Here is a 23,390-nt window from a genome sequence, read left to right as displayed (position 1 = left end):
TACCGGCGGGTATGCGACCGCGTCGACAGGTCGACAAAGTCCACCCGTCCGATTGATGGCATCCCGAACGTCCGCCTGGGGCAGCTCTTTTGAAGCAAAGGGGGTGACGTACAGGAGCGGCCTCGAACGCGCGGAGGGGAATCATCTATGTGCCCGCGCGCCGACAGGCACACCTTTGCACAGGTCAGCGAGGCGGAACAAGGTCTTCCTGTGTTTTGTGCATTGCGGTCCGGTCCCCACATTTTGACGATTCGTCAATCGGGACCGTTATGGGATTGCCACCGTATCCACACGGGAAATCCCGAAACCATTGACCGGAGGCCGCCCGGCGCACCCCGCGCGCCGGACACGGGGACGGCCCTTCTTCCGGTTTTCCCAGGTCATCTTCCGGCTGCCCGGCCCCTTGCCGGACGAGCCACTGGAGTCACGGGAGTTGCCGACTTCCACGGCCTCACCGATGACGGAGTTCACGACCAACCAATAGGCACACGCCCGGCCTCCTGACACTGTGGTGTGACATGACACCGAGGAGGTCTGTATGACGGCCACGGACATCGGCGCGTTCGAGGAGGACGGGTTCACGGTCGCGCGCGGATTGTTCAGGTACGACGAAATCGACCGGCTCTGTGCGGAGTTCACGACGCTGCACGCCGGCGGTCCGGTGCCCGGACACTTCGAACCGCGCGTCTCCGACGATCCCCTCCGGACCCACCCGAGGGTGATGCACCCCCACGAGATCAGCCGACTCGCCCTGCGTTTCCTCCTGGAGCCCCGCCTGCGGAGCGTCCTGGAGACGCTGTTCGGCGAGGAAGTGCTGGCCGCGCAGAGCATGTTCTACTTCAAGCCGCCGGGAGCGCGCGGCCAGGCGCTGCACCAGGACAACTTCTATCTGCGGGCCGAGCCGGGCACGTGTGTGGCCGCGTGGATCGCCTGCGACGAGATCGACCGGGACAACGGCGGCCTGGAGGTCGTGCCCGGCACCCACCGCATGGACGTGTTCTGTCCGGAGGAGGCGGACGCCGGGGTGTCCTTCGCGCGCGAGTACGTGCCACCGCCGCCGGGGCTCACGCCCGTGCCGGTCGACATGGCGCCCGGGGACGTCCTGTTCTTCAACGGCAGCCTGGTGCACGGCTCCCAGCCCAATCGGAGCGCGGACCGCTTCCGCCGTTCGTTCATCGGGCACTACGTGGGCCGCTCGGCCGACCGTATCGGGAGTTTCTACCGCACGATCTCGATGAGCGGTGAGCGGGTGCCGCTGGCGGAGAGCGCCGGAGCGGGGCCGTGCGGCACGGAGTTCGCACCGCACGGCCCGCACTGACGGTTCATCAAGATGGCCTGGAGCAAGGCCTGTTGAGATATGTCAGGAGTGGCCGCTGATCGCGTGCGGAGTGTAGGGCTGCTCCAGCTCCTCCAACTCCTTGTCGCTCAGCTCCAGTTCGACGGCCGCCACGGCGTCCTCGATGTGCTGCGGCTTGGCCGCGCCGACGATCGGCGCGGCCACCGTGCTCTGGTGCAGCAGCCAGGCGAGGGCGACCTGGGCGCGCGGGACGCCACGGTCGCCGGCGATGCGGGTGACCGCCTCGACGATGGCGCGGTCGCCGTCCTGGTAGAGGCGGTTGCCGAAGTTGTCGGTGCTGCTGCGCTCGGTGACGGTGCCCCAGTCCCGGGTGAGACGGCCGCGCGCCAGCGGGCTCCAGGGCAGTACACCCACGCCCTGGTCCGCGCAGAGCGGCAGCATCTCGCGCTCCTCCTCGCGGTAGAGGAGGTTGTAGTGGTTCTGCATGGAGACGAACTTGGTCCAGCCGTGCCGCTCGGCGATGTGCTGGTGCTTGGCGAACTGCCACGCGTACATCGAACTCGCCCCGATGTAGCGGACCTTGCCCGCCTTCACCAGGTCGTGCAGCGCCTCCATCGTCTCCTCGATGGGGGTGTGCGGGTCGGCGCGGTGGATCTGGTAGAGGTCGACGTAGTCGGTGCCGAGCCGTTCGAGACTGTGGTCGATCTCCGTCATGATCGCCTTGCGGGAGAGTCCGGCGCCGTTGGGTCCGGGGCGCGTCCTGCCGTGCACCTTCGTGGCGAGGACGACCTCGTCGCGGCGGGCGAAATCGCGCAGCGCCCTGCCGGTGATCTCCTCGCTGGTGCCGTCGGAGTAGACGTTCGCCGTGTCGAGGAAGTTGATCCCGGCCTCCAGCGCCTGCCGGATCAGCGGGCGCGAGGCCTCCTCGTCGAGGGTCCACTCGTGGGTGCCGCGGTCCGGGAGGCCGTAGGTCATGCAGCCCAGAGAGATCCGCGAGACGTCCAGGCCGGTCGAACCGAGCTTCACGTACTGCATCGTTGCTGCTCCTGCCTTCGAGTTCGGTACCGCTTCGGAGCGTACGACTTCGTGAGTACTCGAAGTCGCGGATATGCGCGCGCCCTTGACGGCCGGCCCGGCCGGGCGCTTTGATCCTGGACGTGCCCGCGCGTGCGGCGCGGTACGCAGAGGTGCGCCCAGCCGGTAGCGGACACGTTCCAAGCCCGGCCACAGTCGCCAGGACCGCGGCTCCATCCGGTCCGAGGCGGGGTCGTACCCGCGATTGATGGAGCGGACATGCCCGTCAAGGGTGTCTCCCGCGTCGGAGGTCTCGGGACGGCCGCGGTCCTGAGCGGCGCCGTCGCGGCCGCGGCGGTCCTGACCTCGTGCGGAACCTCGAACAGCTCGGCGCCGGAACAGCCGTCGCGCGCGGCGCCGTCGGAGAGTCCGTCCCGCGCGGCACCGTCGAGAAGCTCCACCCCGTCGACGAGCCCTACGCCGTCGAAACGCCCCGCCCCGTCGGCGAGCGCTTCGCTTCCGGCGCCCGGCACGGTCCAACTCCCGCCGCCGCACGCCGACTTCGACTACCAGATCGGCGGCGCCTATCCCCCGCCGGCCGGTGTCCGGATCGTCAGCCGCGACCGTACGGCCTCGCCCGCGCCCGGCCTCTACAACATCTGCTACGTCAACGCCTTCCAGGCCCAGCCGGACGAGCGCGCCTCCTGGCCCGCCGACCTGCTGCTGCGGGACGCGGACGGCGAGGTGGTCGTGGACGAGGACTGGGGCGAGGCGCTGCTCGACATCGGTACGGCGGCGAAGCGGGCACGGGTGGCCGCACGGGTGAACCGGTGGATCGACGGCTGCGCGGCCAAGGGGTTCGACGCGGTCGAGCCGGACAACTACGACAGCTACACCCGCTCCCACGGCCTCCTGACGGCGAACGACGCGACCGCCTTCATCACCCTGCTCTCCCGGCACGCGCACGCCCGGTACCTGGCCATCGCCCAGAAGAACACCGTGGAGTTGGCGGGGTTCAGGAAGAAGCTCGGTCTCGACTTCGCGATCGCGGAGGAGTGCGCCGAGTACGACGAGTGCGGGGAGTACGCGAAGGCCTTCGACGACCGGGTCATCGTCATCGAGTACTCCGACTCCGGTCTGCGCACAGCCCGTTCGGGCTTCGCCGGGCGACTCAGCATCGTGCGCCGGGACGTGGACGTGTCGACGCCCGGCAGCGCCGACTACGTCCGCAAGGTGCGGTGAGGAGGCCGTCATGACGAAGGGAATGTCACGCCGTGGGCTGCTGCTCGGGACGGCCGCGATCGGGGCCGCGAGTGGTTGTGCGGGCGGTTCCTCGGACGGGGTCGGTGCGGACGGGCGGGTGACCGTGGAACTGTGGCACGGGCAGGTCGACACGGGCCGCAAGGCGGTGAAGGCGCTGGTCGCCGAGTTCAACCGGACCCACCCCACGATCCGCGTGGACCCGGGCGGCGGTGGGGTGTTGGCCGACGCGATGCTCCAGAAGGTGACCGCCGCGCTGGCCGCCGGCTCGTACCCGGACATCGCCTACATCTTCGGCTCGGACCTGGCGAGCGTGGCGCGCAGCCCCCGGGTCGTCGACCTGACGTCCGCGATGCGCAACGGGCCGACGCCGTGGGACACGTTCTGGAAGCCGGTACGGGACGCGGTCACCGTCAACGGCCGGGTGCGGGCCGCGCCCGCGGTGCTGGACTCGCTGGCCGTCGTCTACAACAAGAAACTGTTCCGGCAGGCCGGGCTCGACTACCCGGAGCCGGGTTGGAGTTGGGAGCAATTCACCGACACGGCACGGCAGTTGACCGACCACGACCGGGGCGTCTTCGGCACCGGCTGGCCGGCTGTCGGCGACGAGGACACGGTGTGGCGGCTGTGGCCGATGCTGTGGGATCTCGGCGGCGAGGTCGTGGCCCCGGACGGCAAGCACATCGGCTTCGCCGACCAGGGCGTACGAGCACTCCGGACGCTCGCCCAACTCGGCCACGACAAAAGCGCGTACCTCGACACCAAGCCCGGCAGCGAACAGCTCTACCAGGTGTTCCTGAACAGCCGGATGGCCATGGTCGCCACCGGTCCCTGGCAGTTGCCCGACATCATCACCGCGAAGATCGACTACGGGGTCGTGCCGCTGCCGACGTACAGCGGTCACGCGGTCACCATCTCCGGGCCCGACACGTGGACGGTCTTCGACAACGGTTCGGCCCGTTCCCGGGCGGCCGTGGAGTTCGTGCAGTGGATGAACTCGCCCGTCCACGACGTCCGTTGGGACATCTCGGCGGGCGGGCTGCCGCTGAGCACGGGCACCGCGGCACGGCCGGAGTGGCGGGAGCACAGCGCCCGTACGGTCGGCCTCGACGTCTTCACCGACACCCTGCGCTCGGCCCGCGTGCGGCCCGTGCACGCCGCGTATCCGCAGATCTCGCAGGCGTTGGGCGAGGCGATCGTCTCCGTGCTGCTCGGCCGGGACTCCCCCGAGAAGGCACTCCGTTCCTGTGCCGACAAGGCCGACGCGGCCCTGCTGATCCCCAGGTGACTTCCCCCTTCCGGGAGACCCCGATGTCCACACTGCCCCGCGCCCTCACCCTTCCCGCACAGCCAGCGTCCACCAGCGAGGCCGCGCGCCGCGCCGCTCGCCGTCGCGCCCGTCAAGAGCGGTCCACCGCCTGGGCGTTCATCGGTCCGTCGGTCGTGGTGATCCTCGGGCTGAGTGTCGTACCCGTCGTCTGGTCGCTGCTCCTGTCGTTCCGCGCCGACGACCTGGTCACGCCCGGCCGCTGGGTCGGCCTCGACAACTACCGCGCTCTCGCCCAGGACCCCGACTTCCGTACTGCGGTGGGCAATACGCTGCTGTACGCGGCCCTGTACGTGCCGCTCAGCCTGGTCGGCGGACTCGCGCTGGCGTTGGCCCTCAACCGCCGGATCCGGCTCATCGGCCTGTACCGCACGCTGGTGTTCATCCCGTTCGTGGTGTCGGCGACCGCGCAGGGCGTGCTGTTCTCGTTCATCCTGGACCCGGAGTTCGGCGTCGCCAACGCGCTGCTGCACCACCTCGGCATCTCCGCCCAGGGGTTCCTCGCCGACCCGGACCAGGCGCTGTACCTGCTGGTGCTGATCTCGCTGTGGAGCGGGGTGGGCTTCTGTGTGGTGGTGTACCTGGCCGCGCTCCAGGACGTGCCGCCCGAACTCGTCGAGGCGGCCCGCATCGACGGCGCCGACCGTGCGCAGGTGCTGCGCCATGTGACGCTGCCCGCGCTCACACCGGTCACGGTGTTCCTGCTGCTGTGGCAGTTCATCACCTCGCTCCAGGTCTTCGACCTGATCTACGTGACGACGAAGGGCGGCCCGCTCGGTTCGACCACGGTGATCGTGTACTTCGTCTGGCAGCAGGCCTTCCAGATGTTCACCGCGGGCTACGGCGCCGCGTCGGCGTACGTCCTCGCGGTGGCACTGCTGGTGGCGGGCGGCGCGCTGCGGGTCGTACGGCGGCGGCAGGGCCGTACGGACGGGGGTGTGCGATGAGTGCGCGGCGGGTGAGTGCGTGGCATCTGGTGCTGGCGCCGCTGGCGTTGTGCTTCGCGCTGCCGTTCGTATGGCTGCTGCTCAGCTCGGTGATGACGAACGCGGAGATCAACCGCTTCCCACCCGCCTTGTGGCCCAAGGGAGTTGACCTCGGCGGCTACCGCTATGTGCTGGGCAACGCGTTGTTCCCGCGCTGGTTCGCCAACTCGCTCATCGTGGCGTCGGTGGCGGTGGTGTCGAATCTGCTGCTGGGGTCGCTCGGCGGGTACGCGTTCGCGCGGATGCGGTTCGCCGGGTCGCGGGTGCTGCTGGGGCTGATGCTGGCGACGATGGTCGTGCCGTTCCAGCTGACGATGATCCCGACGTTCCTGGTGATGAAGTGGTTCGGGCTGATCGACACGTTGGGCGCGCTGATCCTGCCGTCGCTGGTGACGCCGTTCGCGGTGTTCCTGTTCCGGCAGTTCTTCCTCGCGTTGCCGAGGGAGATGGAGGAGGCCGCCTGGATCGACGGGTGTTCGCGGCTGCGGGTGCTGTTCTCGATCGTCATGCCGCTGGCCCGGCCGGCGCTCGCCACGGTCGCCGTCCTCACCTTCCTGTCCACCTGGAACGACCTGTCGTGGCCGCTGATCGCGATCAACCACGACACCCAGTACACGCTCCAGTTGGGCCTGACGACCTTTCAGGGACAGCACCACACCAAGTGGTCGGCGGTGATGGCGGGCAACGTCATCACGGTGGTGCCGGTGCTGGTGGCGTTCCTGCTGGCGCAGAAGACGTTCATCCAGTCGCTGACGTCGAGCGGCCTCAAGAGATGAGCCACGCAAGGTACTTGACCCATCCTCAGAGGAGCCAGATGACCGACGTCAGGATCGCCTTCGTGGGCGCCGGCAGTGTGGTGTTCACGCAGGGCCTGCTCGCCGACCTGTTCGCGTTCCCCGAACTCGCCCGCGCCCGGATCGCGTTGCATGACATCGACCCGGAACGGCTCGCGACGGCGGAGGGCGCGGCCCGCCACATCGCCCGGGTACGCGGCGCCACACCGGAGATCACCGCGCACCTCGACCGCCGACCGGCCCTCGCGGACGCCGACTTCGTCGTCAACATCGTCCAGGTCGGCATGAACGAGGCCACCCGAACCGACTTCGCGGTCCCGGCCCGCTACGGCCTGCGCCAGACGATCGCCGACACCCTCGGCATCGGCGGCATCTTCCGCGCGCTGCGCACCTTCCCGGTGCTCAAGTCACTCGCCGAGGACATGGCCGAACTCTGCCCGGACGCCCACCTGTTGAACTACACCAACCCGATGGCGATGAACCTCCTCTACCTGAGCCGCATCGCCCCCGCCCTCAGGGCTACCGGCCTGTGCCACTCGGTGTACTGGACGATGCACGACCTGTCCCAGCTGATCGGCGTCCCCTTCGAGGAGATCTCCTACCTGGCCGCCGGGGTCAACCACCAGGCCTGGGTCCTGCGTTTCGAGCAGGCCGGGCAGAGCCTCTACCCGCTCCTCGACGAGACGATCGCGAAGGACCCCGAACTCCTGCGCCGGGTCCGCGTCGACATGTACCGCCGCCTCGGCCACTACCCCACCGAGACCAGCGAGCACTCCGCCGAGTACGTGCCCTGGTATCTGCACCACCCCGAGGAGATCGAGCGGCTACGGCTGCCGGTCGGCGCGTACCTGGAGATCGTCGAGGAGAACACCCTGAGCTACGAACGCACCCGCGACGCCCTCGCCTCCGGCATCCCGCTCCCCGTCGAGGGCACGCTGGAGTACGCCCCGCAGATCATCCACAGCATCGTCACCGGCACGCCCCGCACGGTCTACGGCAACGTCCCCAACCGCGGCCTCATCGACAACCTCCCCGCGGACTCGGTCGTCGAAGTCCCGTGCCTGGTCGACGCGTCGGGCGTCCAGCCGACCCGGGTCGGCGCCCTGCCCCCGCAGTGCGCGGCCCTCAACAGCGCCTACGTCTCCGTCACCGACCTGGTGGTCCGGGCGGCCACGGACGGCGACCCGCGCCACATCCGGCACGCGGCGATGGCCGACCCGGCGACGGCGGCGGCCCTGCCGGTCGAGCGGATCTGGGACCTGTGCGACGACCTCGTCGAGGCGCACGGAGAGCTGCTGCAGCCGGAGCTGCGCGCGCCGCTGGGGCACTGACGGGCGACCGGGCGAGGCGTGACCGCCCTTGGCCGCCGGCCGTGGTACCGGAGCCAGACACAACGCGGCGTCGCGCGGCCGTCCCCGGCCGACCGACGAGGGCCCCGCAGCTGCGAGCGACGCTGCGCCGCTCGCGGACGTCCGGCGTTGGTGTGACCCGCCCTCGCCCGCCCGGCGTGGGGCGACCGGGCGGCGGCCGGGGTCCCGCATCCTCGGCGCAGGCGACCGGCACCCGGCCGGTCGTGGCCGTACGGGAGGAACGCGGTGCCGAGACGTTCGACCAGACTGAGGACTCTGCTGGGGGCGGCCGTGCTGCCGCTGGCCCTGGTGTCGCCCGCGTGGGGCGGCACGGACCCGGCGCCGTCCCCGCCCGAGCCGCCGTCGACCCTGTGCGCGCCCGCGGGCACCCTGCACGGCGCGCACGGCCAGCACGCCGTCGTCAGCCTCTGCGCGGGCAGCGGCACCCCGACCATGGCGGTCTCGGCTCCCGCGACCTGCGGACAGCTCAGGTCGGCCGTCCGGTACACGTGCCGCACCTCGGGCACCTGGACCGCCGAGCGTGACGGCGGGACGGCCGCGTCCGGCACGCTGCCGGGGTCGGGCCAGTATCCGGGCCCGGGGACGTACGACTTCACGGCCGGCGTGCGCGTCCGCTCCGCGCCCGAGGGCGTGGACCTGCAGGGCACCGTCCACGCCACGCTGACCCTGACCGCGCCGAGGCCGAAGGTCACGCACGGCATCGAGGTCGACCGGAGCACACTGCGGCCCGACTCGGTGACCACGCTGACGTACACGGTCCACCGGTACAGCGACGAGGGCGACGGCAGCGCGCGCTTCGGGCTCATCGCGGAAGAGGGCACGGGCACGGAGCTGACCACGTCCGACCCTCGCTGCGTCAACCCGCTGGTCGGCCGCCACCCGTCGAAGGACCGGCTCCCGCACGCCCTGGACTGCGCGCTCACCGATCTCCAGCCGGGCCACCCGGACACGGTGGTGGTCCGGGTCGCCCTCAAGTCCCGTTGTTCCACGGTGGTTTCGAAGCTGGGCTACTGGATGCCGCAGGGCCAGGCCCTGTACACCGGGGGCATGCTCGCGGGACCGACCGTGACCTGCGGCTAGAGCAGCTAGAGCAGGTCCAGCGCCCGCTCCCAGCCGAACTCCGGCCGCCCGCCGTCCAGTTGGACCTCGCCGGAGTACGGGTCCCCCAACCGGACGCCCATCCCGCGCAGCCGTACCAGGCTCTCCTGGTAGGCGGGGTGGGCCGCCAACGCGTCGGCCACACAAGGGAGTACGACGGTCGGGACACCCAGCCCGTACGCCTCGCACAGGGTGCCGAGGGCGAGGGTGTCCGCCGTGCCGGCCGCCCATTTGTTGATGGTGTTGAAGGTGGCGGGCGCGACGACCACGGCGACCGGGGCCGGGAAGGGGCGCGGGTCGCCCGGCACCCGCCAGGCCGACCGGACGGGGCGGCCGGTCTGTGCCTCGACGGCAGCGATGTCGAAGAAGCCGGACGCGGCGACCGGGGTCGCGATCACCCCGACCTCCCAGTCCAACTGCTGTGCGGCGGCGATCAGTTGGCCGACGTCGGCAGCGATCCCGGCGGCGCAGACGACGACGTAGAGGAAGGGTTTCCCGTCGGGTTCGGTCATCCGGGAACCCTACTGTCCGGCCTCGCGGGCCTACTGGAGCGGGAACGAGTCGCCGCGCTCGGTCTCCGGTCGGGTGCCGAAGACGCGGCGGTCCTTCTCCTTGATGAGCAGGTCGTTGATGCTGGCCTCGCGCCGGGTCATGAGGCCGTGCTCGTCGAACTCCCACAGCTCGTTGCCGTACGACCGCCACCACTGCCCGTCGGCGTCCCTGCACTCGTACTGGAAGCGGACGGCGATGCGGTTGCTGTCGAAGGCCCACAGGTCCTTGCGCAGCGCGTACTCGTGCTCGCGGGCCCACTTGGCGGTGAGGAACTCGACGATCTCGGCGCGGCCGGTGACGAAGGTGTCGCGGTTGCGCCAGACGGAGTCCTCGGAGTAGGCGAGCGCCACCCGCTGCGGGTCGCGGGTGTTCCAGGCGCCCTCGGCGGCCTGCACCTTCTGGGCCGCGGTCTCCCGGGTGAAGGGCGGGAGGGGAGGGCGGTCGGCCATGGTCGTCTCCAGAGCGGAAGAGGGCGGAGAACGCACGTTCTCCAGGGCGACTGCTAACGTAGAGAACGCTCGTTCTCACGTCAAGGAGCAGTCGAGGAGTGGGGTCGTTCCATGGACAGCGCAGTCGCCCGGGAGCAGGCGCTCGACGCCGCCGAGAAGCTGTTCTACGGGCGGGGAGTTCAGGCTGTCGGCATGGACGCCGTCCGGTCCGCATCCGGGCTCTCCCTCAAGCGGCTCTATCAACTCTTCCCCGCCAAGGAGGAGTTGGTGGAGGCGTACCTCGAACGGCGTGACCTGCGCTGGCGCGGACGCCTCGCCGAGCACGTCGCGCGGCACGATGATCCGCGGGAGCGGATTCCGGCCGTCTTCGACTGGCTGGAGGAGTGGTTCGGCGAGGCCGATTTCCGCGGGTGCGCGTGGATCAACTCGTACGGCGAACTGGGCGCGACCTCGGAGCGCGTGGTGGCCCAAGTGCGGGCGCACAAGCGGGCGTTCCGCGAGTATCTCGCCGGTCTCGTGGCGGACGCGGGACTGCCCGACGCGCTCGCCGGACAGGTGTTCCTGCTGGCCGAGGGGGCCATGGTCACGGCGGGCATCACCGGGAGCGCAGAGCCTGCGGCAGAGGCGCGCGAGGCGGCCCTGGCGTTGTCGAGCGCCAACTGAGGTCAGGCGGCGGCGAGTTCCTTGAGCGCGGAACGGGCCCGGGCGAGGGAAGCCGCCGCCAGGTCCTCCAGGCCTGCCAGTTGGGGCAGGACGTCGACCCGGGTCAGTTCGGCGGCGACGAGGTGGAGGTTCTCCGGCGGTACGCCCAGGTTGCCGAAGTAGGCCTTCAGGTACGGCATTTGGAAGTCGAGGTGTTCGCGCGGGGTGCCGGGGCCGTATCCGCCGCCGCGTGCCATGACCGCGACCACGCGGGTGTGCCGCAGGAGGCTCTCGCCGGTGTCCGGGTCGGTGAGCGCGCCGGGGAAGGTGACGCGGTCGATCCATGCCTTGAGGGTCGCGGGCACCGAGTAGTTGTACATCGGGACACCGAGCAACAGCGTGTCGGCGCCCAGCAGTTCGGTGATCAGCGGCAGGGTCAGCTCCCACTCGTGCCGCTCGGCGGCGCTCTCGATCAGTGCGGGGACCTTGGCGGGCGGGACGAATCCCTCGCGTTCCACGCGGCGGCCGAGGGTGGTGTAGGCGGAGGTGATCGGCGGCACCGGGGCGGCGGACAGGTCGCGGTGACGGCGGTCCGCCGTGCTGCCGTGCTCGGTGTGCCAGGTCCGCGCGAAGGTATCGGTGAGTTGCCTGGTCACGGAGTCGGCGGTCGTGTCGGCGCTGGAGTCGATGTGCAGCAGCATGGTGTGGTCACCTCGGTCGGTTCGGGTTCGTCGGACAGGTGACGGAGCACGGCGAGGAAAGGTGACCCATGCGGGGGCACGAGGAGTTGGCGGAGCGGTTCGAGGAGCGGCGCGGGCAGCTGCGGGCGGTCGCGTACCGGATGCTGGGTTCGCTCGGCGAGGCGGACGACGCGGTGCAGGAGGCCTGGCTACGGCTCAGCCGTACGGGCGACGACGGCATCGACAACCTCACCGCCTGGCTGACGACGGTCGCCTCCCGCGTCTGCCTGGACATGCTCCGCTCGCGCGCGTCCCGACGGGAGGATCCCTACGGCGACGACCTGCCGGAGCCGAGCGCCGACGAGCTGCCCGAGGACGAGGCCGTGCTCGCCGACTCGGTGGGGCTCGCGCTGCTGGTGGTGCTGGACACGCTGGGTCCGGCGGAGCGGGTCGCGTTCGTGCTGCACGATCTGTTCGCGGTGCCGTTCGACAGCGTCGCCGCGGTCCTGGACCGCTCCCTGCCCGCCGCGAAGAAGCTCGCCAGCCGGGCCCGGCACAAGGTGCGGGGCACGCCGGTGGTGCCGGGCGCCGGACTCGACCGGCACCGGGAGGTCGTCGAGGCGTTCCTGTCCGCCGCGCGGGGTGGTGATCTCGGCGCGCTCCTCGACGTACTCGCCCCCGATGTCGTCCGGTACGCCGACCCTGCTGTGTTGCCGCCCGGCGTGGCCGCCGAGCTGCGCGGCGCGCGGGCGGTCGCGGAGGGGACGGTACTGCTGCGGCACCGGACCCGGTTCGCGACCGTCGCCCTCGTCGACGGGGACGTGGGGATCGTGGTCGCACCGGGGGGACGGTTGCTGCTGGCTCTCCGGGTGAGGGTCGAGGGCGGGCGGGTTGCCGCGTACGAGGTGGTCTCGGGGCGGGAGGGGTTGCGGGGCGTCGAGGTGGGGGTGCTTGGGGTGGTGGGTTGAGGTGGGCGGGCTGGAGGGGTGACGGCTTCGCGGCAGGAGGGGGTGGCTCGGCGGGCCGGCCGCCTTCTGCTCAGGAACCGCTCAGCCCAGGCCGCCCGCCGCCGCACTCAGGAACCGGTCACCCAGCAGCCCCGCCCCCTGCGGAGCAGCCCGCTCAGCCCACAGCCCTGTCCGAGACCGTGATCGCGCTCACCGGGCAGGCCCGTGCCGCCTCCCTGAGCATCGGGTCGTCGGTGTCCTCCTTGCCCGGCAGCACCGTGCTGTAGCCGTCGTCGTCCTGGGTGAAGACGCCCGGGGCGGCGAGGGCGCACTGGCCCGCCCCGATGCAGATGTCCTTGTCGATGTGGATTTCGGTGTGCATGGAGCGCAGCCTCTTACCAGGTCACGGGGAGTTCCAGCATCCCCTGGATCGTGTCGCCGGGTTTGAAGGGGATCTCCTCCGCCGGCACGGCCAGGCTCAGCGTGGGCAGCCGCTCGAAGAGGCTGCGCAGGGCGATCTCCAGTTCGGCGCGGGCGAGGTTCTGGCCGAGGCACTGGTGGATGCCGAAGCCGAACGAGACGTGATGGCGGGTGGGCCGGTGCCAGTCCAGGGTGTCGGGGGCGGTGTAGACCTCCTCGTCGCGGTTGATGACCGCGGCCGAGAAGATCACACCCTCGCCGGCCCGGATCGTCGTGCCGTCCACCTCGATGTCCTCAAGGGCCTGCCGCATCAGCCCGTCCACGATGGACAGCGACCGCATCAGCTCCTCGACCGCGTCGGGCAACAGCCCTGGATCGTCCCGGAGTTCGGCGAGCCGCTCGGGGTGGAGCAGCAGCGTGTAGGTGCCCAGGGAGATCATGTTGGCGGTCGTCTCGTGGCCCGCGACGAGGAGGATGATCGCCAGGGAGATCAACTCCGCGCGGTCCAGCGCCCCTTCGCTCAGCTGGTCCCGGACGAGTTCGTCCAGCAGCCCCTCGCCCGGACTCCGCTGCTTGCGGTCGATCAACTCGCCCAGATACGCCTCCAGTTGATCGCGGGCGTCCTGGCTGTCCTCCGGCTTCGGACCGCGCAGCAGGCGCCGGGACTGGGCCTCGAAGAACTCGTGGTCGGAGTACGGGACGCCGAGCAGCGCACAGATCACCATCGAGGGAACGGGCAGCGCGAACGCGGGCACCAGGTCGGCGGTCGGGCCCTGGGCGATCATCGCGTCGAGCCGTTCGTCGACGATCCGCTGGATGTCGGGCCGCATCGCCGTGGCGCGTTTGACGGTGAAGGAGGGGATCATCATCCGCCGCTGGGTGCGGTGCTTGGGGTCGTTCTCACCGAGCAGGGCGACCTTGCGGTTCCGGACCGCCGCGAACCGTTCGTTGGTCGCGGGGAAGTCGGGCCGGCTGCGGTCGGTGGACAGCCGCTGGTCGGCCAGCAGTGCGCGGGCGGCGGTGTGCCCGGTGACGAGCCATGCCGTGCGGCCGTCGTACAGCGTGATGCGGGTCAGGGGGCGGGCGCTGCGGAGGGAGTCGTAGCCGGCGGGCGGGTGGTAGGGGCAGGTGCGGTCCTGCGGGAAGGAGACGGGTTCGGGCTGGTCGGTCAGATCCGTCAGTTCCGTCAGATCCGTCATGGAAGACCTCGCAGACGAAGAGTGCGTCTTGCCGATCTTCATTAGATGCCCGAGGCACCTATGAGGCCACCTGAAGTTCGGCCAGATCGGTGGTCCCTACAATCTGGCCGAACCCGATGGCCCCGGCCCGCCCGACGATCAGGGTCGCGAGGCCGGACGAACGTCACCCGCCCACGACCGGAGTCCCGCCGTCCGCCGGGGCGAAGGCCAGAGACACGGCGAGGCTGTCCTCGTACACATGGTGGCGGACGATCAGTCCGTCCCGGACGGTGAGATGAAGGGCGAACCTGGCGTGATACGACCGTCCGGTGGGCCTGGCGGTCAGCCGGATCTCGCCGAGAACCACCGCGTCCTCGCCGTCGACCAGGACGCGCTCGATCTCCGTGCCCACCTGTCCCGGCACATGGTGGGCGGCGAGATCCCGGAAGTGGTCGGCGGCGTCGGCCCGGGAGGCGCGGTGCCGGATCCACGGGGTGGCGGGACGGCCGTGCTGGTCCTCGGGCCAGTCAAGCCTCCAGTCGACGTGCTCGGCGTACAACTCGGCGATGTGCTCGGGCTCGGCGTGGCCGATGCGGTGCAGGAGGTCTTCCACGAGGGTGCGCGTGGTCGGGGGCGTGGACATCGGGCGCTCTCCTTCGGCCGGTGATCGTGTGGGGTGCCGACTGTGCCGGAGAGCCCGTTCCGGTGCGATTACCTCCGAGGTCGTCACCCGGTGGAGGGGGCGTGGCCGAAGAGAGTCGCGGTATGGATGAATCACGCACCGGCTGGTGTTGAATCTCGGTGCGAGACAGCCGTAGAACGCGAGATGGGACGATTGCCATGCCTCTTGAGGGCGAGTACGAACCCAGCCCGGCGCAGTGGGTACGCGACCAGGTCGAGCTGTACGAGAGCTCCGGCGGTACCAAGGGGACGACGTTGATGGACACGGGTCTGCCCGTGATCCTGCTGACGACGGTGGGTGCCAAGAGCGGAAAGCTCCGTAAGACCCCGCTGATGCGTGTCGAGCACGACGGGACCTATGCCGTCGTCGCCTCGCAGGGCGGCGCTCCCAAGCACCCGGTCTGGTACTTCAATGTGCGGGCCGATCCGCGTGTCGAGCTTCAGGACGGACCGCAGAAGTGGGACCTGACGGCCCGCGAGGTCACCGGCGACGAGAAGGCCGTGTGGTGGGAGCGGGCGGTCGCCGCGTACCCCCCGTACGCCGAGTACCAGACGAAGACGGACCGGCAGATCCCCGTGTTCGTTCTCGAACCGGCCGCCGGAAGCTGAGACCCGGGGACTGACCGGCCCGGAGAAATTTTCTTGTTTCCGGGGCGCATGAACCGGTGCCCGTCGGGCATCCGACGTTCAGGCCTCGCCGCGCTCCCCCGTCGCGGCGGGGCTTTCCCTTGCCTCCTCCACCGGCCGGTCGGTGATGTCCAGGAAGATCTCGCCGGCCTCCGACACCGCCTCGCCGAGCGACCGCTTGATGCGCACCGAGACCTCCTCGACCCGCTCGCTGTCCATCCCGGGGACCAGGTCGATCCGGGCGGCGACCATCGTCGAGTCGAGTCCCATCCGCATCGTGAACAGCGCCTCGACGCTGTCGATCTCGGGCTCGGCCGCCAGCAACTCGCGGATCCTGTCGCTCAGTTCGGGGTCGACGGCCTCGCCGATGAGCTGGTCGCGGGCGTCGCGGCCCAGGCGGTAGGCGACGTAACCGAGCAGCAGTCCGATCGCGATCGACGCAGACGCCTCCCACACCACCTGTCCGGTGATCATGTGCAGGGCCATGCCGACGATGGCGAGGGTCACGCCGAGCACGGCCGTGCCGTCCTCCGCCACGACGGTCCGCAGCGCGGGGTCGCGCAGCGCGTCCATGCCGCCGCCCTGGGCGCGCACCTGGTGCAGGGCCCGCAGCAGGGAGATCCCCTCCACGACCAGCGCGACGGCGAGCACGATCAGGCCCACCACATAGCCGGTGGACGACTCCTCGGCTCCGTTGCGCAGCGCCTCGATCCCCTGGAACACGGAGAAACAGGCGCCCATCACGAAGATCCCGACGGCCGCGAGCAGCGACCAGAAGAACCGCTCCTTGCCGTACCCGAAGGGGTGCCGGCGGTCGGCGGGGCGGCGGCTGCGGCGCAGGGCCGCGAGGAGGAAGACCTCGTTGAGGCTGTCGGCCACGGAGTGCGCGGCCTCCGAGAGCATCGCGGGCGACCCCGCGACCAGACCCCCGACGGCCTTGGCGGCCGCGATCACCAGGTTCGCGGCGAGGGCCACGAGGACGGTGACGCGGGTCTTCCGGTCCGGCGCGCCATCGGATTCCTGATCCGGCGCACGGTCGGGTTCGGGGTCCGTCGTACGGTCGGGCGGGTGATCCTTCGTCGGGTCGGCCGCTGTATCGCTCATCTACCCCGACTGCCCCTGAGGGTGCTGCTCACACCCTCTACCGGAGGACCGGTTTCGATGACACCGTCGGGACGGCGGCCGTGCCGACCCGCCCGTTCGTCCGCAGAAGGAGATCAGCGTGGCCAAGATCAAGAAGAAGAAGCTCCCTCTCGTCTACCAGCCCGTCGGCCTCGTCCTGGGCCTGATGAGCGGTGCCCTCGCCGGCCGTGCCTTCCGCGCCACGTGGAAGGCGATACGGCACGAGGACAACGCGCCCGACCCGCTGGACCGGGACCGCGGCTGGGCCGAGATCCTGCTCGCCGCCGCGCTCCAGGGCGCCCTCTTCGCCGTGGCGCGCAGCGCGGCGGACCGCACCGGCGCGAAGGCCATCGAACGCTCGACCGGGATCTGGCCGGCGAAGGACAAGGGTGGCCGGGAGTAGGGCGGTTGGGAGCGGAGCGGCCGGAAGCGAGGTCGCTCAGAACTGGTCGGTGGCCGTCGGCGGTACCGGGCGGAGGGTGAAGGAGTGGCCGGCCGGGTCCGCGTACACGCGCTCCTCGTACGGGCCCGGCATGTCCTTGGTCTCCAGCGGGCGGCCGCCGAGTCCGACGATCCGGCGCTCCGCCTCGTCCAGGTCCTCCACCAGGAAGTCGAGGTGGACCTGTTGGTTATTCTCGGCGCGGGGCCAGCTCGGCGGGGTGGCGCTGAGGTCCCGGCGGAACGCCAGCCGGGTCCCGTCGGCGCCCCTGATCTCCACCTGGTCGAGGGTGATGTCCGTCTGCTCGCCGTCCAGCAACTCCGTGTAGAACACGGCAAGTTTCTCCGGCTCGACCGCGTCGAGCACCACGAAGCCAGCGTTGACCAATGCCATGGGTCCTCCGAAGATTCAGGCGGGCAAGGGTCGAGTCCGGTTGCCTCGCCCCCAACGGATATCCCCGTTCGGCCAGTTGATGCCGAGAACCGGAGTCGATCAACGAACGTGCAACAACCGCGCGACTCCCCTGGTTCGGGTGGGACGCGGGATGCAAGGGTGAGACGGGTGAAACCTCGTATCGCCGTAGTGACCCTCGCCGTCTGCACCGCGCTCGCTCCGCTCAGCGGATGCGGGAGCGGCACCGGCGCCCATGGATCGACCCCGTCCTCAGGAGAACCGACGACGGCCGCCACGAGCCGGACTCCCGCTCCGGGCAAGGGTTCCAAGGACCCCGACGACATCAACGGCGACGGTCACCGCGACCTCGTGGTGCCGATCGTCGTCGGCGGCGGCGAGGGCGCCACCGACGAACGGGTCGGTGTGGTCTACGGATCGGCCAAGGGCCTCGACCCGTCGACGCGCACGGTCTACGGCCGCACCGACCTGGGCCTGCCCGAACCCGGCAGGCAACTCCTCGCCCCGAAGGGCTCGTTGTCCGCCGCCGACCTCACCACCGCCGACCTGGACGGCGACGGCTTCCCGGACTTCGTCACCACCGTCCGGGGCGCTATGACCTCGGACAGCAACGTCACCGCCCCGCGCACCCTCCCGTACATAACGTGGGGCGGCCCGGGCGGACCGAAGGCGAAGACCCCCGCCACGCCGGTCCAACTCCCGCAGAGCGCGACGAAGTTGGGCGTCCAGTCCGTGGTGCGCGGTGACTTCGACGGGGACGGGCACCACGACCTCGCCGGGTTCGCGTACAACCACTCGTCCATGGTGGTGATGTACGGCCCGTTCACGCGCTCGGGCGCACCCGCCCGTACCGACACGAGCCTCCCCTGGGCGGACGGCGATCTCACCGCCGACGCCATCGCCCCGTCCGGCACGCCCCGCGCGACCTCGCTCCTGATGCACGCGGTGAGCGACGGCGAGCAGTCCGGCAACACCCTCTACACCGCCCACCGAGGTTCCCAACTGTCAGCTGCCGGACGAGAGTTGAGGAGCGGCAACGCCCACGCGTTCGGCGACTTCGACGGCGACGGGCAGCGCGATGTGGCGGTCGGCGACGACGGCAGCCGTAACGACGAACCCGGCTACGAGACCGAGCCGGCCGACGTCGACGGTTCGCTCGCCGTGTATCCCGGCACCGGCGGCGCACCGGTGACGTACCGGCTCCCCGAGGCGCCGAAGTCCGCGCGCACCCAGTACGGGCCCGGTGGTTATGTGTCCGCCGACCCGGACGGCGACGGCCGTGACGGCATCCTCGTCGCCACGTACGAGGGCGCGACGCTCATCGACGCTACCCGGCGGACCACGGTCCTGCGCGACGGGCCCGCCGTGGAGGACGGCAGGAAGATCCCGGCGAAGTGGCGGCACGCCCGGCCCGCGGGGGCCGCCGACTTCGATGGTGACGGCAAGGATGAACTGGTCCTGAACTGGGGCGCGGACGCGAAATTCGGCACCTACGGCGAGGACCCCACGCGCTGGTGGATCACCGACGGTACGACGACCGCGAACAAGGCGACGTTCACCACGACGGCCTTCGCCCCGCGCTCCTCGCAAGCCCCGACCACCTCGTAGGGAAGGGGCTCAGTCGGCCACGAGCCACTCCCCGTCGCGCATCAGGTCCCGCCCCTTCAGCTCGTTGGCCTCTCGCCAGGCCTGGACCCGCTGCGGCCGGATCCTGAAGTACAGGTAGGGCGTGGCGAGTTGGCGCGGGTCGAAGCCGGTCTTCGAGGCGAAGATCTCGGCGTCCTCCTCGGGCAGGTCGGCCGGCGTCAGCATCGCCACCGTGCCCTCGATCATCACGACGTCCCGGGTCGGGCCGATGCCGAGCCGGGCGACGCCGGTCGCCGCGAGGTTGCGGCCGGTGGGGCTCGCGGCCGGGGTGGCGAACAGCAGGGTGGTGCCGTCCCACACGAACGACAGCGGAACGAGATGGGGCGCTCCCCCGTCCTCGCCGGCCGTGGCGACCCAGGCGTCCTCGTCGTCCTCAAGCCGACGGAGCGTGTCCTGCTTGCGCTGCTTCGCGGTGCGTGCGGGCTCGTGAGTCATGGCCCCAGTCTGCCGCTCAGCCCTCCGCCGCCGCACGGATCTCGGCGAGGCGTGCCGCCGCCGCGCTCAGCAGCAGATCCAGGGCGGCCGGGTAGGAACTGTGCCGCATCGTGGCCACAAGATGCCGGGCCGTCGCCGCGATGTGCGGGTACGTGTCGGCGGGCAGCCGCGCGTACGTCGCCTGCCATACGGCCGCCTCCGCCTCGCGGGCCGCCTTCGGCAACGCCGTGTTCGCGGAGTCGAGGGCACCGAAGGCGAGGGCCTGGTCGACGTAGGCGTGGTAGATCCGCACCGCCTCGGCGTCGGGGAACCCGGCCCCGCGCAGCACCCCGAGGATCGCCTCCACGGCCTGGATCTCGTACACCCGCCCGGTCACCCGGTACGAGCTGAGCACCGCCGCCCGCGGATGCGCGAGCGCCCCGGCGTGCACACGCAGCCCCAGTTCCCGCAGGTCGGCCCGCCAGTCGCCGCTGGGCCGCCAGGTGCGCAGCGTCCGGCCGATCAGCTCGTCCGCGACGGCGAGCATCAGGTCGTCGGCGTGCCGGAAGTACCGGTACAGGGAGCTGGGATCGGCGCCGAGGGCACGGCCCAGCCGGCGCACGGACAAGGCCTCGGCGCCATGCTCCTCGATCAGCCTCAGCGCGGTCTGGACGATCAGTTCCTCGGACAGGACGACGCCCTGCTTGGTGGGGCGCCTGCGCTGCCGGGCGGCAGCCGGGACGACACGCTCGCTCATACGGCACCTCCTCCATGGTCTCGTCCGGGTTCCCGCACCTTACGACAACACCGTTGACCTGTTGAGTGCGCGGGCAGTTTCATGTGCGTTCACCGGGGCCGTTCGGGCCCCCCGGTGCGAGCGGAGAGCACGCCATGAACGACACGCCACCCCCGTCGGGGCCCGCACTGCGCAAGTCCCTCGGTCTGCTGGACGGCGTCGCCATCGCCGCGTCCAGCACGGCCGCGACCACCAGCATCGGCATCGGTCTGGGCGTGACCGCCGGGGTGGTCGGGCTGCATCTGCCGGCCATCATGCTGCTCGCGTTCCTGCCGATCCTGGGCATCGCGGGCGCCTACTCCCGGCTCAACAAGGTCGAGCCGAACGCGGGCAACGGCTATGTGTGGGTGGGCCGTTCACTCACTCCGTGGCTGGGCTTCCTGGTCGGCTGGGTGAACATCGTCGCCACGATCGCGTTCCTCGCGTACACCACGGCGGTCACGGGCTCGGCCATGATCCAGCTGGCCGGTGAGGCAGGAATGCACGAGGTGGGCGGCCTCACCCTCGACCCCGGCTCGACGGCCCAGACAACCGCCGTAGGCATCCTGATCCTCGTCGCCGTCACCCTCACCGCCGTGACCGGCGTCCGCACGGCGGCCCGCCTCCAGACGGGACTGCTGATCTTCGAGTACGTCGTTCTCCTCGGCTTCTGCGGCTACGGCATCGTCACCGGCCCGCACGCCTTCAGCCTGAGCTGGTTCGACCCGTTCGCGATCCCCTCGGCGTCGGCGCTCGCACAGGGCCTGTTGCTGTCGGTGTTCTGCTACTGGGGCTTCGAGGCCGCGTTCACCGTGAACGAGGAGGTGCGTGACCCGCGCGACGCGTCCCGGGCCGGGCTGATCACCCTGGTGACGATGCTGGGCCTGTTCCTGCTCGGCTCGATCGCCTTCCAACGGGTGCTGTCCGAGGACGAGTTGGCGGGCCACGGCGCGCAGGGCCTGGCGTACTTCGGCGACCGCCTCGCCTCCCAGCCCCTGGCCGCACTCCCCCTGGTCGCCCTGATGTTCTCGGCGGTCGCATCCCTCCAGGCCGGCGTGATCCCCACCGCCCGAGGGATGTTCGCGATGAGCCGCGACCGCACCCTCGGCCCGGTCTGGGGAAAGGTCAGCGCCCGCTACGGCACTCCGGCCCTCGGCACCTTGCTGATCGGCGCGCTGGCAACGGCAGTCGCGGCACTGTCACTCGTGATTCCCCGCCTGGCCGACATGATCATGGCCACGGTGAACGCCGTAGGGATCGTCGTCGCCCTCTCCTACGCACTCACCGCCCTGGCCGCCGCCGTACGCTTCCGCTCCCTCCTCCGGGAGGACTGGCGGCAGGGCGTGCGCGCGGTCGTACTGCCCACGCTGAGCGCCATGTCCCTTCTGGCACTGGGCGGTTACCTCGGCTGGTCCTTCTACACCTCCACCGATCACCTCGAAGTCAGCGCGGACAACGGATGGTTCCTGCTGCTGACTCCGCTGGCGATGATCGTGTCGGGCTTCCTGGCCGCCGCATGGGCGAAGTGGGTGCGCAGATCGCCGTACTTCCACTCGGGCCGAGGCACCGACGCCGACGCGCCACGGCTCCTCGCCACCACCCGATAACCCCGCAAGGATACGAACCATGCACGCAGACCTCCTCTTCACCAACGGCCCTGTCCTCACCCCCGAGGGCCGCACCGCGACCGCCGTGGCCGTCACCGGCGACCGGATCACCGCCGTAGGCCATGGCGAGGTGCACGACCTCGCCGGGCCGCGCACTCAAGTCGTCGATCTGGCGGGGCGGTTGCTGTTGCCCGGGTTCCAGGACGCGCATGTGCATCCGGTGCCGGCGGGGCTTGAGCTGACCCAGTGCGATCTGACGCGGGCCAAGACGGCGGACGACACGATCGCCGCTGTACGGGCCTACGCCGACGCGCATCCCGAGCGGGAGTGGATCACCGGGGGCGGCTGGTCGATGGAGGCGTTCGCGGGGGGCACGCCGACGAAGGAGCTGCTGGACTCGGTCGTACCGGACCGGCCGGTGTATCTGCCCAACCGGGACCATCACGGCGCCTGGGTCAACAGCCGGGCCCTCCAACTCGCGGGCATCACACGGGAGATGCCCGACCCGGTGGACGGCCGGATCGAGCGGAACGCGTCGGGCGAACCGGCCGGGACGCTCCAGGAGGGCGCGATGCAGCTGGTCGGCCGCCTCACACCACCCGCGACACAGGCCGACCGGCTCGCCGCACTCCTGCACGCCCAGCGGCATCTGCACGCGCTCGGCATCACGGCCTGGCAGGACGCGCTGGTCGGCGAGTTCCTGGGGATGGACGACCCGTCGGACGCGTATCTCGCCGCCGCCCGGGACGGCTCGCTCACCGCGCGGGTCGTAGGCGCGCTGTGGTGGGACCGGGAGCGCGGGGCCGAACAGATCCCCGAACTCGTCGAGCGCCGGGCCGTGTTGAGCCACGGCCGATTCCGCGCGAGCAGCGTGAAACTGATGCTGGACGGGGTCGCCGAGACCGGCACGGCCGCCCTGCTCGACCCCTACCTCGACAAGTGCGGCTGCGCCACGGCCAATCGGGGCACCAGCTTCATCGACCCGGACCAACTGCCCAAGTACGTAACCGAGTTGGACGCGCTCGGCTTCCAGTGCCACTTCCACGCGCTGGGCGACAGGGCCGTAAGGGACGCGCTGGACGCCGTAGAGGCGGCGCGGGCCGCGAACGGGCCGAGTGGCACCCGGCCACACCTCGCGCACCTTCAGGTGGTGCACCCGGACGACGTGGCGCGCTTCGCTCACCTCGGCGCGGTGGCGAACATCCAGCCGCTGTGGGCCGCGCACGAACCGCAGATGGACGAGCTGACGATTCCGTTCCTCGGGCCCCAACGGGCCTTGTGGCAGTACCCGTTCGGGTCGCTGCTGCGTTCCGGAACCACCCTGGCCGCGGGCAGCGACTGGCCGGTGAGCAGTCCCGACCCGCTCCAGGGCATCCATGTCGCCGTCAACCGCGTCGAACCCGGGGGCGCGGGACCGGTGTTCCTGCCGGGCGAGCGCCTCGACCTCGCTGCGGCCATCACGGCGTACACGGCGGGTTCGGCGTACGCGAACCACCTGGACGACACAGGCCGCATCGCGGCGGGGGCGTTGGCGGATCTGGTGGTCCTGGACCGCGACCCGTTCGCCGCTCCGCCGGAGGAGATCGCGGAGACGCAGGTAGCGCTTACTTACGTGGGAGGGACGGGAGTGTACGCAGCTCAGGAGGCGTGAGC

The 23,390-nt window shown here is 70.7% G+C and carries 25 protein-coding genes; 14 read left to right on the top strand and 11 right to left on the bottom strand.

Annotated features, from left to right (window positions below):
- Positions 1 to 538: 538 nt before the first annotated feature.
- Positions 539 to 1,318, top strand: coding sequence for a phytanoyl-CoA dioxygenase family protein (locus ACGFY9_RS21890; RefSeq protein ID WP_393756421.1), 780 nt, complete (start codon positions 539 to 541; stop codon positions 1,316 to 1,318).
- 42 nt (positions 1,319 to 1,360) lie between these two features.
- Here ACGFY9_RS21890 and ACGFY9_RS21885 read toward each other — a convergent pair whose 3' ends face one another.
- The gene (locus ACGFY9_RS21885) at positions 1,361 to 2,332 is read right to left on the bottom strand and encodes an aldo/keto reductase (RefSeq protein WP_393756419.1); all 972 of its coding nucleotides are present in this window, start codon (positions 2,330 to 2,332) and stop codon (positions 1,361 to 1,363) included.
- Positions 2,333 to 2,590: 258 nt separating this feature from the next.
- Here ACGFY9_RS21885 and ACGFY9_RS21880 point away from each other — a divergent pair, with 258 nt between their 5' ends.
- The 6 genes from ACGFY9_RS21880 (at position 2,591) to ACGFY9_RS21855 (ending at position 9,128) form a co-directional block, all read left to right on the top strand.
- Positions 2,591 to 3,553 (top strand): endo alpha-1,4 polygalactosaminidase, encoded by a 963-nt coding sequence (locus ACGFY9_RS21880; protein ID WP_393756417.1) that lies wholly within the window; start codon positions 2,591 to 2,593, stop codon positions 3,551 to 3,553.
- A gap of 10 nt (positions 3,554 to 3,563) precedes the next feature.
- Positions 3,564 to 4,859, top strand: coding sequence for an ABC transporter substrate-binding protein (locus ACGFY9_RS21875; protein WP_393756415.1), 1,296 nt, complete (start codon positions 3,564 to 3,566; stop codon positions 4,857 to 4,859).
- A gap of 23 nt (positions 4,860 to 4,882) precedes the next feature.
- Positions 4,883 to 5,845, top strand: a complete 963-nt coding sequence (locus tag ACGFY9_RS21870; protein WP_393756413.1) for a carbohydrate ABC transporter permease — start codon at positions 4,883 to 4,885, stop codon at positions 5,843 to 5,845.
- Complete coding sequence (locus ACGFY9_RS21865; RefSeq protein ID WP_393756411.1) at positions 5,842 to 6,660, top strand: carbohydrate ABC transporter permease; 819 nt, start codon at positions 5,842 to 5,844, stop codon at positions 6,658 to 6,660. The genes ACGFY9_RS21870 and ACGFY9_RS21865 overlap by 4 nt, the downstream gene beginning before the upstream one ends.
- 38 nt (positions 6,661 to 6,698) lie before the next feature.
- Positions 6,699 to 8,009, top strand: coding sequence for an alpha-glucosidase/alpha-galactosidase (locus ACGFY9_RS21860; protein ID WP_393756409.1), 1,311 nt, complete (start codon positions 6,699 to 6,701; stop codon positions 8,007 to 8,009).
- A gap of 264 nt (positions 8,010 to 8,273) precedes the next feature.
- Positions 8,274 to 9,128 (top strand): hypothetical protein, encoded by an 855-nt coding sequence (locus tag ACGFY9_RS21855; protein WP_393756407.1) that lies wholly within the window; start codon positions 8,274 to 8,276, stop codon positions 9,126 to 9,128.
- Positions 9,129 to 9,133: 5 nt separating this feature from the next.
- On the opposite strand, the gene ACGFY9_RS21850 is transcribed toward ACGFY9_RS21855, so the two are convergent.
- Both ACGFY9_RS21850 and ACGFY9_RS21845 read right to left on the bottom strand, forming a co-directional pair.
- Positions 9,134 to 9,658, bottom strand: a complete 525-nt coding sequence (locus ACGFY9_RS21850; RefSeq protein ID WP_393756405.1) for a flavoprotein — start codon at positions 9,656 to 9,658, stop codon at positions 9,134 to 9,136.
- Positions 9,659 to 9,688: 30 nt separating this feature from the next.
- Complete coding sequence (locus ACGFY9_RS21845; RefSeq protein ID WP_393756403.1) at positions 9,689 to 10,147, bottom strand: nuclear transport factor 2 family protein; 459 nt, start codon at positions 10,145 to 10,147, stop codon at positions 9,689 to 9,691.
- 111 nt (positions 10,148 to 10,258) lie between these two features.
- Between ACGFY9_RS21845 and ACGFY9_RS21840 the strand changes: the two genes are divergently transcribed.
- Entirely contained in the window at positions 10,259 to 10,810 is a 552-nt protein-coding gene (locus ACGFY9_RS21840) for a TetR/AcrR family transcriptional regulator (RefSeq protein WP_393756401.1), read from the top strand.
- A gap of 2 nt (positions 10,811 to 10,812) precedes the next feature.
- Here ACGFY9_RS21840 and ACGFY9_RS21835 read toward each other — a convergent pair whose 3' ends face one another.
- On the bottom strand, positions 10,813 to 11,490 hold the full coding sequence (locus ACGFY9_RS21835; RefSeq protein ID WP_393756399.1) for an FMN-dependent NADH-azoreductase: 678 nt from the start codon (positions 11,488 to 11,490) through the stop codon (positions 10,813 to 10,815).
- Positions 11,491 to 11,558: 68 nt separating this feature from the next.
- Between ACGFY9_RS21835 and ACGFY9_RS21830 the strand changes: the two genes are divergently transcribed.
- The gene (locus tag ACGFY9_RS21830; RefSeq protein ID WP_393756397.1) at positions 11,559 to 12,437 is read left to right on the top strand and encodes a sigma-70 family RNA polymerase sigma factor; all 879 of its coding nucleotides are present in this window, start codon (positions 11,559 to 11,561) and stop codon (positions 12,435 to 12,437) included.
- Positions 12,438 to 12,591: 154 nt separating this feature from the next.
- Here ACGFY9_RS21830 and ACGFY9_RS21825 read toward each other — a convergent pair whose 3' ends face one another.
- From ACGFY9_RS21825 to ACGFY9_RS21815, 3 genes are all read right to left on the bottom strand, one after another.
- The gene (locus ACGFY9_RS21825; protein ID WP_393756396.1) at positions 12,592 to 12,798 is read right to left on the bottom strand and encodes a ferredoxin; all 207 of its coding nucleotides are present in this window, start codon (positions 12,796 to 12,798) and stop codon (positions 12,592 to 12,594) included.
- Positions 12,799 to 12,811: 13 nt separating this feature from the next.
- Positions 12,812 to 14,035 (bottom strand): cytochrome P450, encoded by a 1,224-nt coding sequence (locus ACGFY9_RS21820; protein WP_393756394.1) that lies wholly within the window; start codon positions 14,033 to 14,035, stop codon positions 12,812 to 12,814.
- Between the two features lie 163 nt (positions 14,036 to 14,198).
- A complete protein-coding gene (locus tag ACGFY9_RS21815; RefSeq protein WP_393756392.1) occupies positions 14,199 to 14,657 on the bottom strand; it encodes a nuclear transport factor 2 family protein in 459 nt (152 codons plus the stop codon).
- A 197-nt stretch (positions 14,658 to 14,854) separates the two neighbouring features.
- On the opposite strand from ACGFY9_RS21815, the gene ACGFY9_RS21810 reads away from it, so the two are divergent.
- Positions 14,855 to 15,304 (top strand): nitroreductase family deazaflavin-dependent oxidoreductase, encoded by a 450-nt coding sequence (locus tag ACGFY9_RS21810; RefSeq protein WP_393756390.1) that lies wholly within the window; start codon positions 14,855 to 14,857, stop codon positions 15,302 to 15,304.
- A gap of 78 nt (positions 15,305 to 15,382) precedes the next feature.
- On the opposite strand, the gene ACGFY9_RS21805 is transcribed toward ACGFY9_RS21810, so the two are convergent.
- Entirely contained in the window at positions 15,383 to 16,426 is a 1,044-nt protein-coding gene (locus ACGFY9_RS21805) for a cation diffusion facilitator family transporter (RefSeq protein ID WP_393756389.1), read from the bottom strand.
- 118 nt (positions 16,427 to 16,544) lie between these two features.
- On the opposite strand from ACGFY9_RS21805, the gene ACGFY9_RS21800 reads away from it, so the two are divergent.
- A complete protein-coding gene (locus ACGFY9_RS21800) occupies positions 16,545 to 16,847 on the top strand; it encodes a DUF4235 domain-containing protein (protein WP_393756387.1) in 303 nt (100 codons plus the stop codon).
- A gap of 36 nt (positions 16,848 to 16,883) precedes the next feature.
- Here ACGFY9_RS21800 and ACGFY9_RS21795 read toward each other — a convergent pair whose 3' ends face one another.
- A complete protein-coding gene (locus tag ACGFY9_RS21795; RefSeq protein WP_393756385.1) occupies positions 16,884 to 17,276 on the bottom strand; it encodes a VOC family protein in 393 nt (130 codons plus the stop codon).
- 168 nt (positions 17,277 to 17,444) lie between these two features.
- On the opposite strand from ACGFY9_RS21795, the gene ACGFY9_RS21790 reads away from it, so the two are divergent.
- The gene (locus ACGFY9_RS21790) at positions 17,445 to 18,902 is read left to right on the top strand and encodes an FG-GAP repeat domain-containing protein (protein ID WP_393756383.1); all 1,458 of its coding nucleotides are present in this window, start codon (positions 17,445 to 17,447) and stop codon (positions 18,900 to 18,902) included.
- Positions 18,903 to 18,911: 9 nt separating this feature from the next.
- On the opposite strand, the gene ACGFY9_RS21785 is transcribed toward ACGFY9_RS21790, so the two are convergent.
- Complete coding sequence (locus ACGFY9_RS21785; protein WP_393756381.1) at positions 18,912 to 19,376, bottom strand: pyridoxamine 5'-phosphate oxidase family protein; 465 nt, start codon at positions 19,374 to 19,376, stop codon at positions 18,912 to 18,914.
- Between the two features lie 16 nt (positions 19,377 to 19,392).
- Complete coding sequence (locus ACGFY9_RS21780; protein WP_393756379.1) at positions 19,393 to 20,112, bottom strand: TetR/AcrR family transcriptional regulator; 720 nt, start codon at positions 20,110 to 20,112, stop codon at positions 19,393 to 19,395.
- A 134-nt stretch (positions 20,113 to 20,246) separates the two neighbouring features.
- On the opposite strand from ACGFY9_RS21780, the gene ACGFY9_RS21775 reads away from it, so the two are divergent.
- Positions 20,247 to 21,737 carry an APC family permease gene (locus tag ACGFY9_RS21775; RefSeq protein ID WP_393756377.1) on the top strand — a complete coding sequence of 497 codons (1,491 nt, stop codon included), beginning with the start codon at positions 20,247 to 20,249 and terminating at the stop codon, positions 21,735 to 21,737.
- A gap of 19 nt (positions 21,738 to 21,756) precedes the next feature.
- Positions 21,757 to 23,388, top strand: coding sequence for an amidohydrolase (locus ACGFY9_RS21770; protein WP_393756375.1), 1,632 nt, complete (start codon positions 21,757 to 21,759; stop codon positions 23,386 to 23,388).
- The last annotated feature ends 2 nt before the right edge of the window (positions 23,389 to 23,390 follow it).

Origin of the sequence: Streptomyces sp. NPDC048504 (assembly GCF_043200035.1) — a bacterium.
GTDB lineage: Bacteria > Actinomycetota > Actinomycetes > Streptomycetales > Streptomycetaceae > Streptomyces.
Note: the sequence above shows the minus strand (reverse complement) of the source record. Positions and strands in the feature narration are given on the sequence as shown.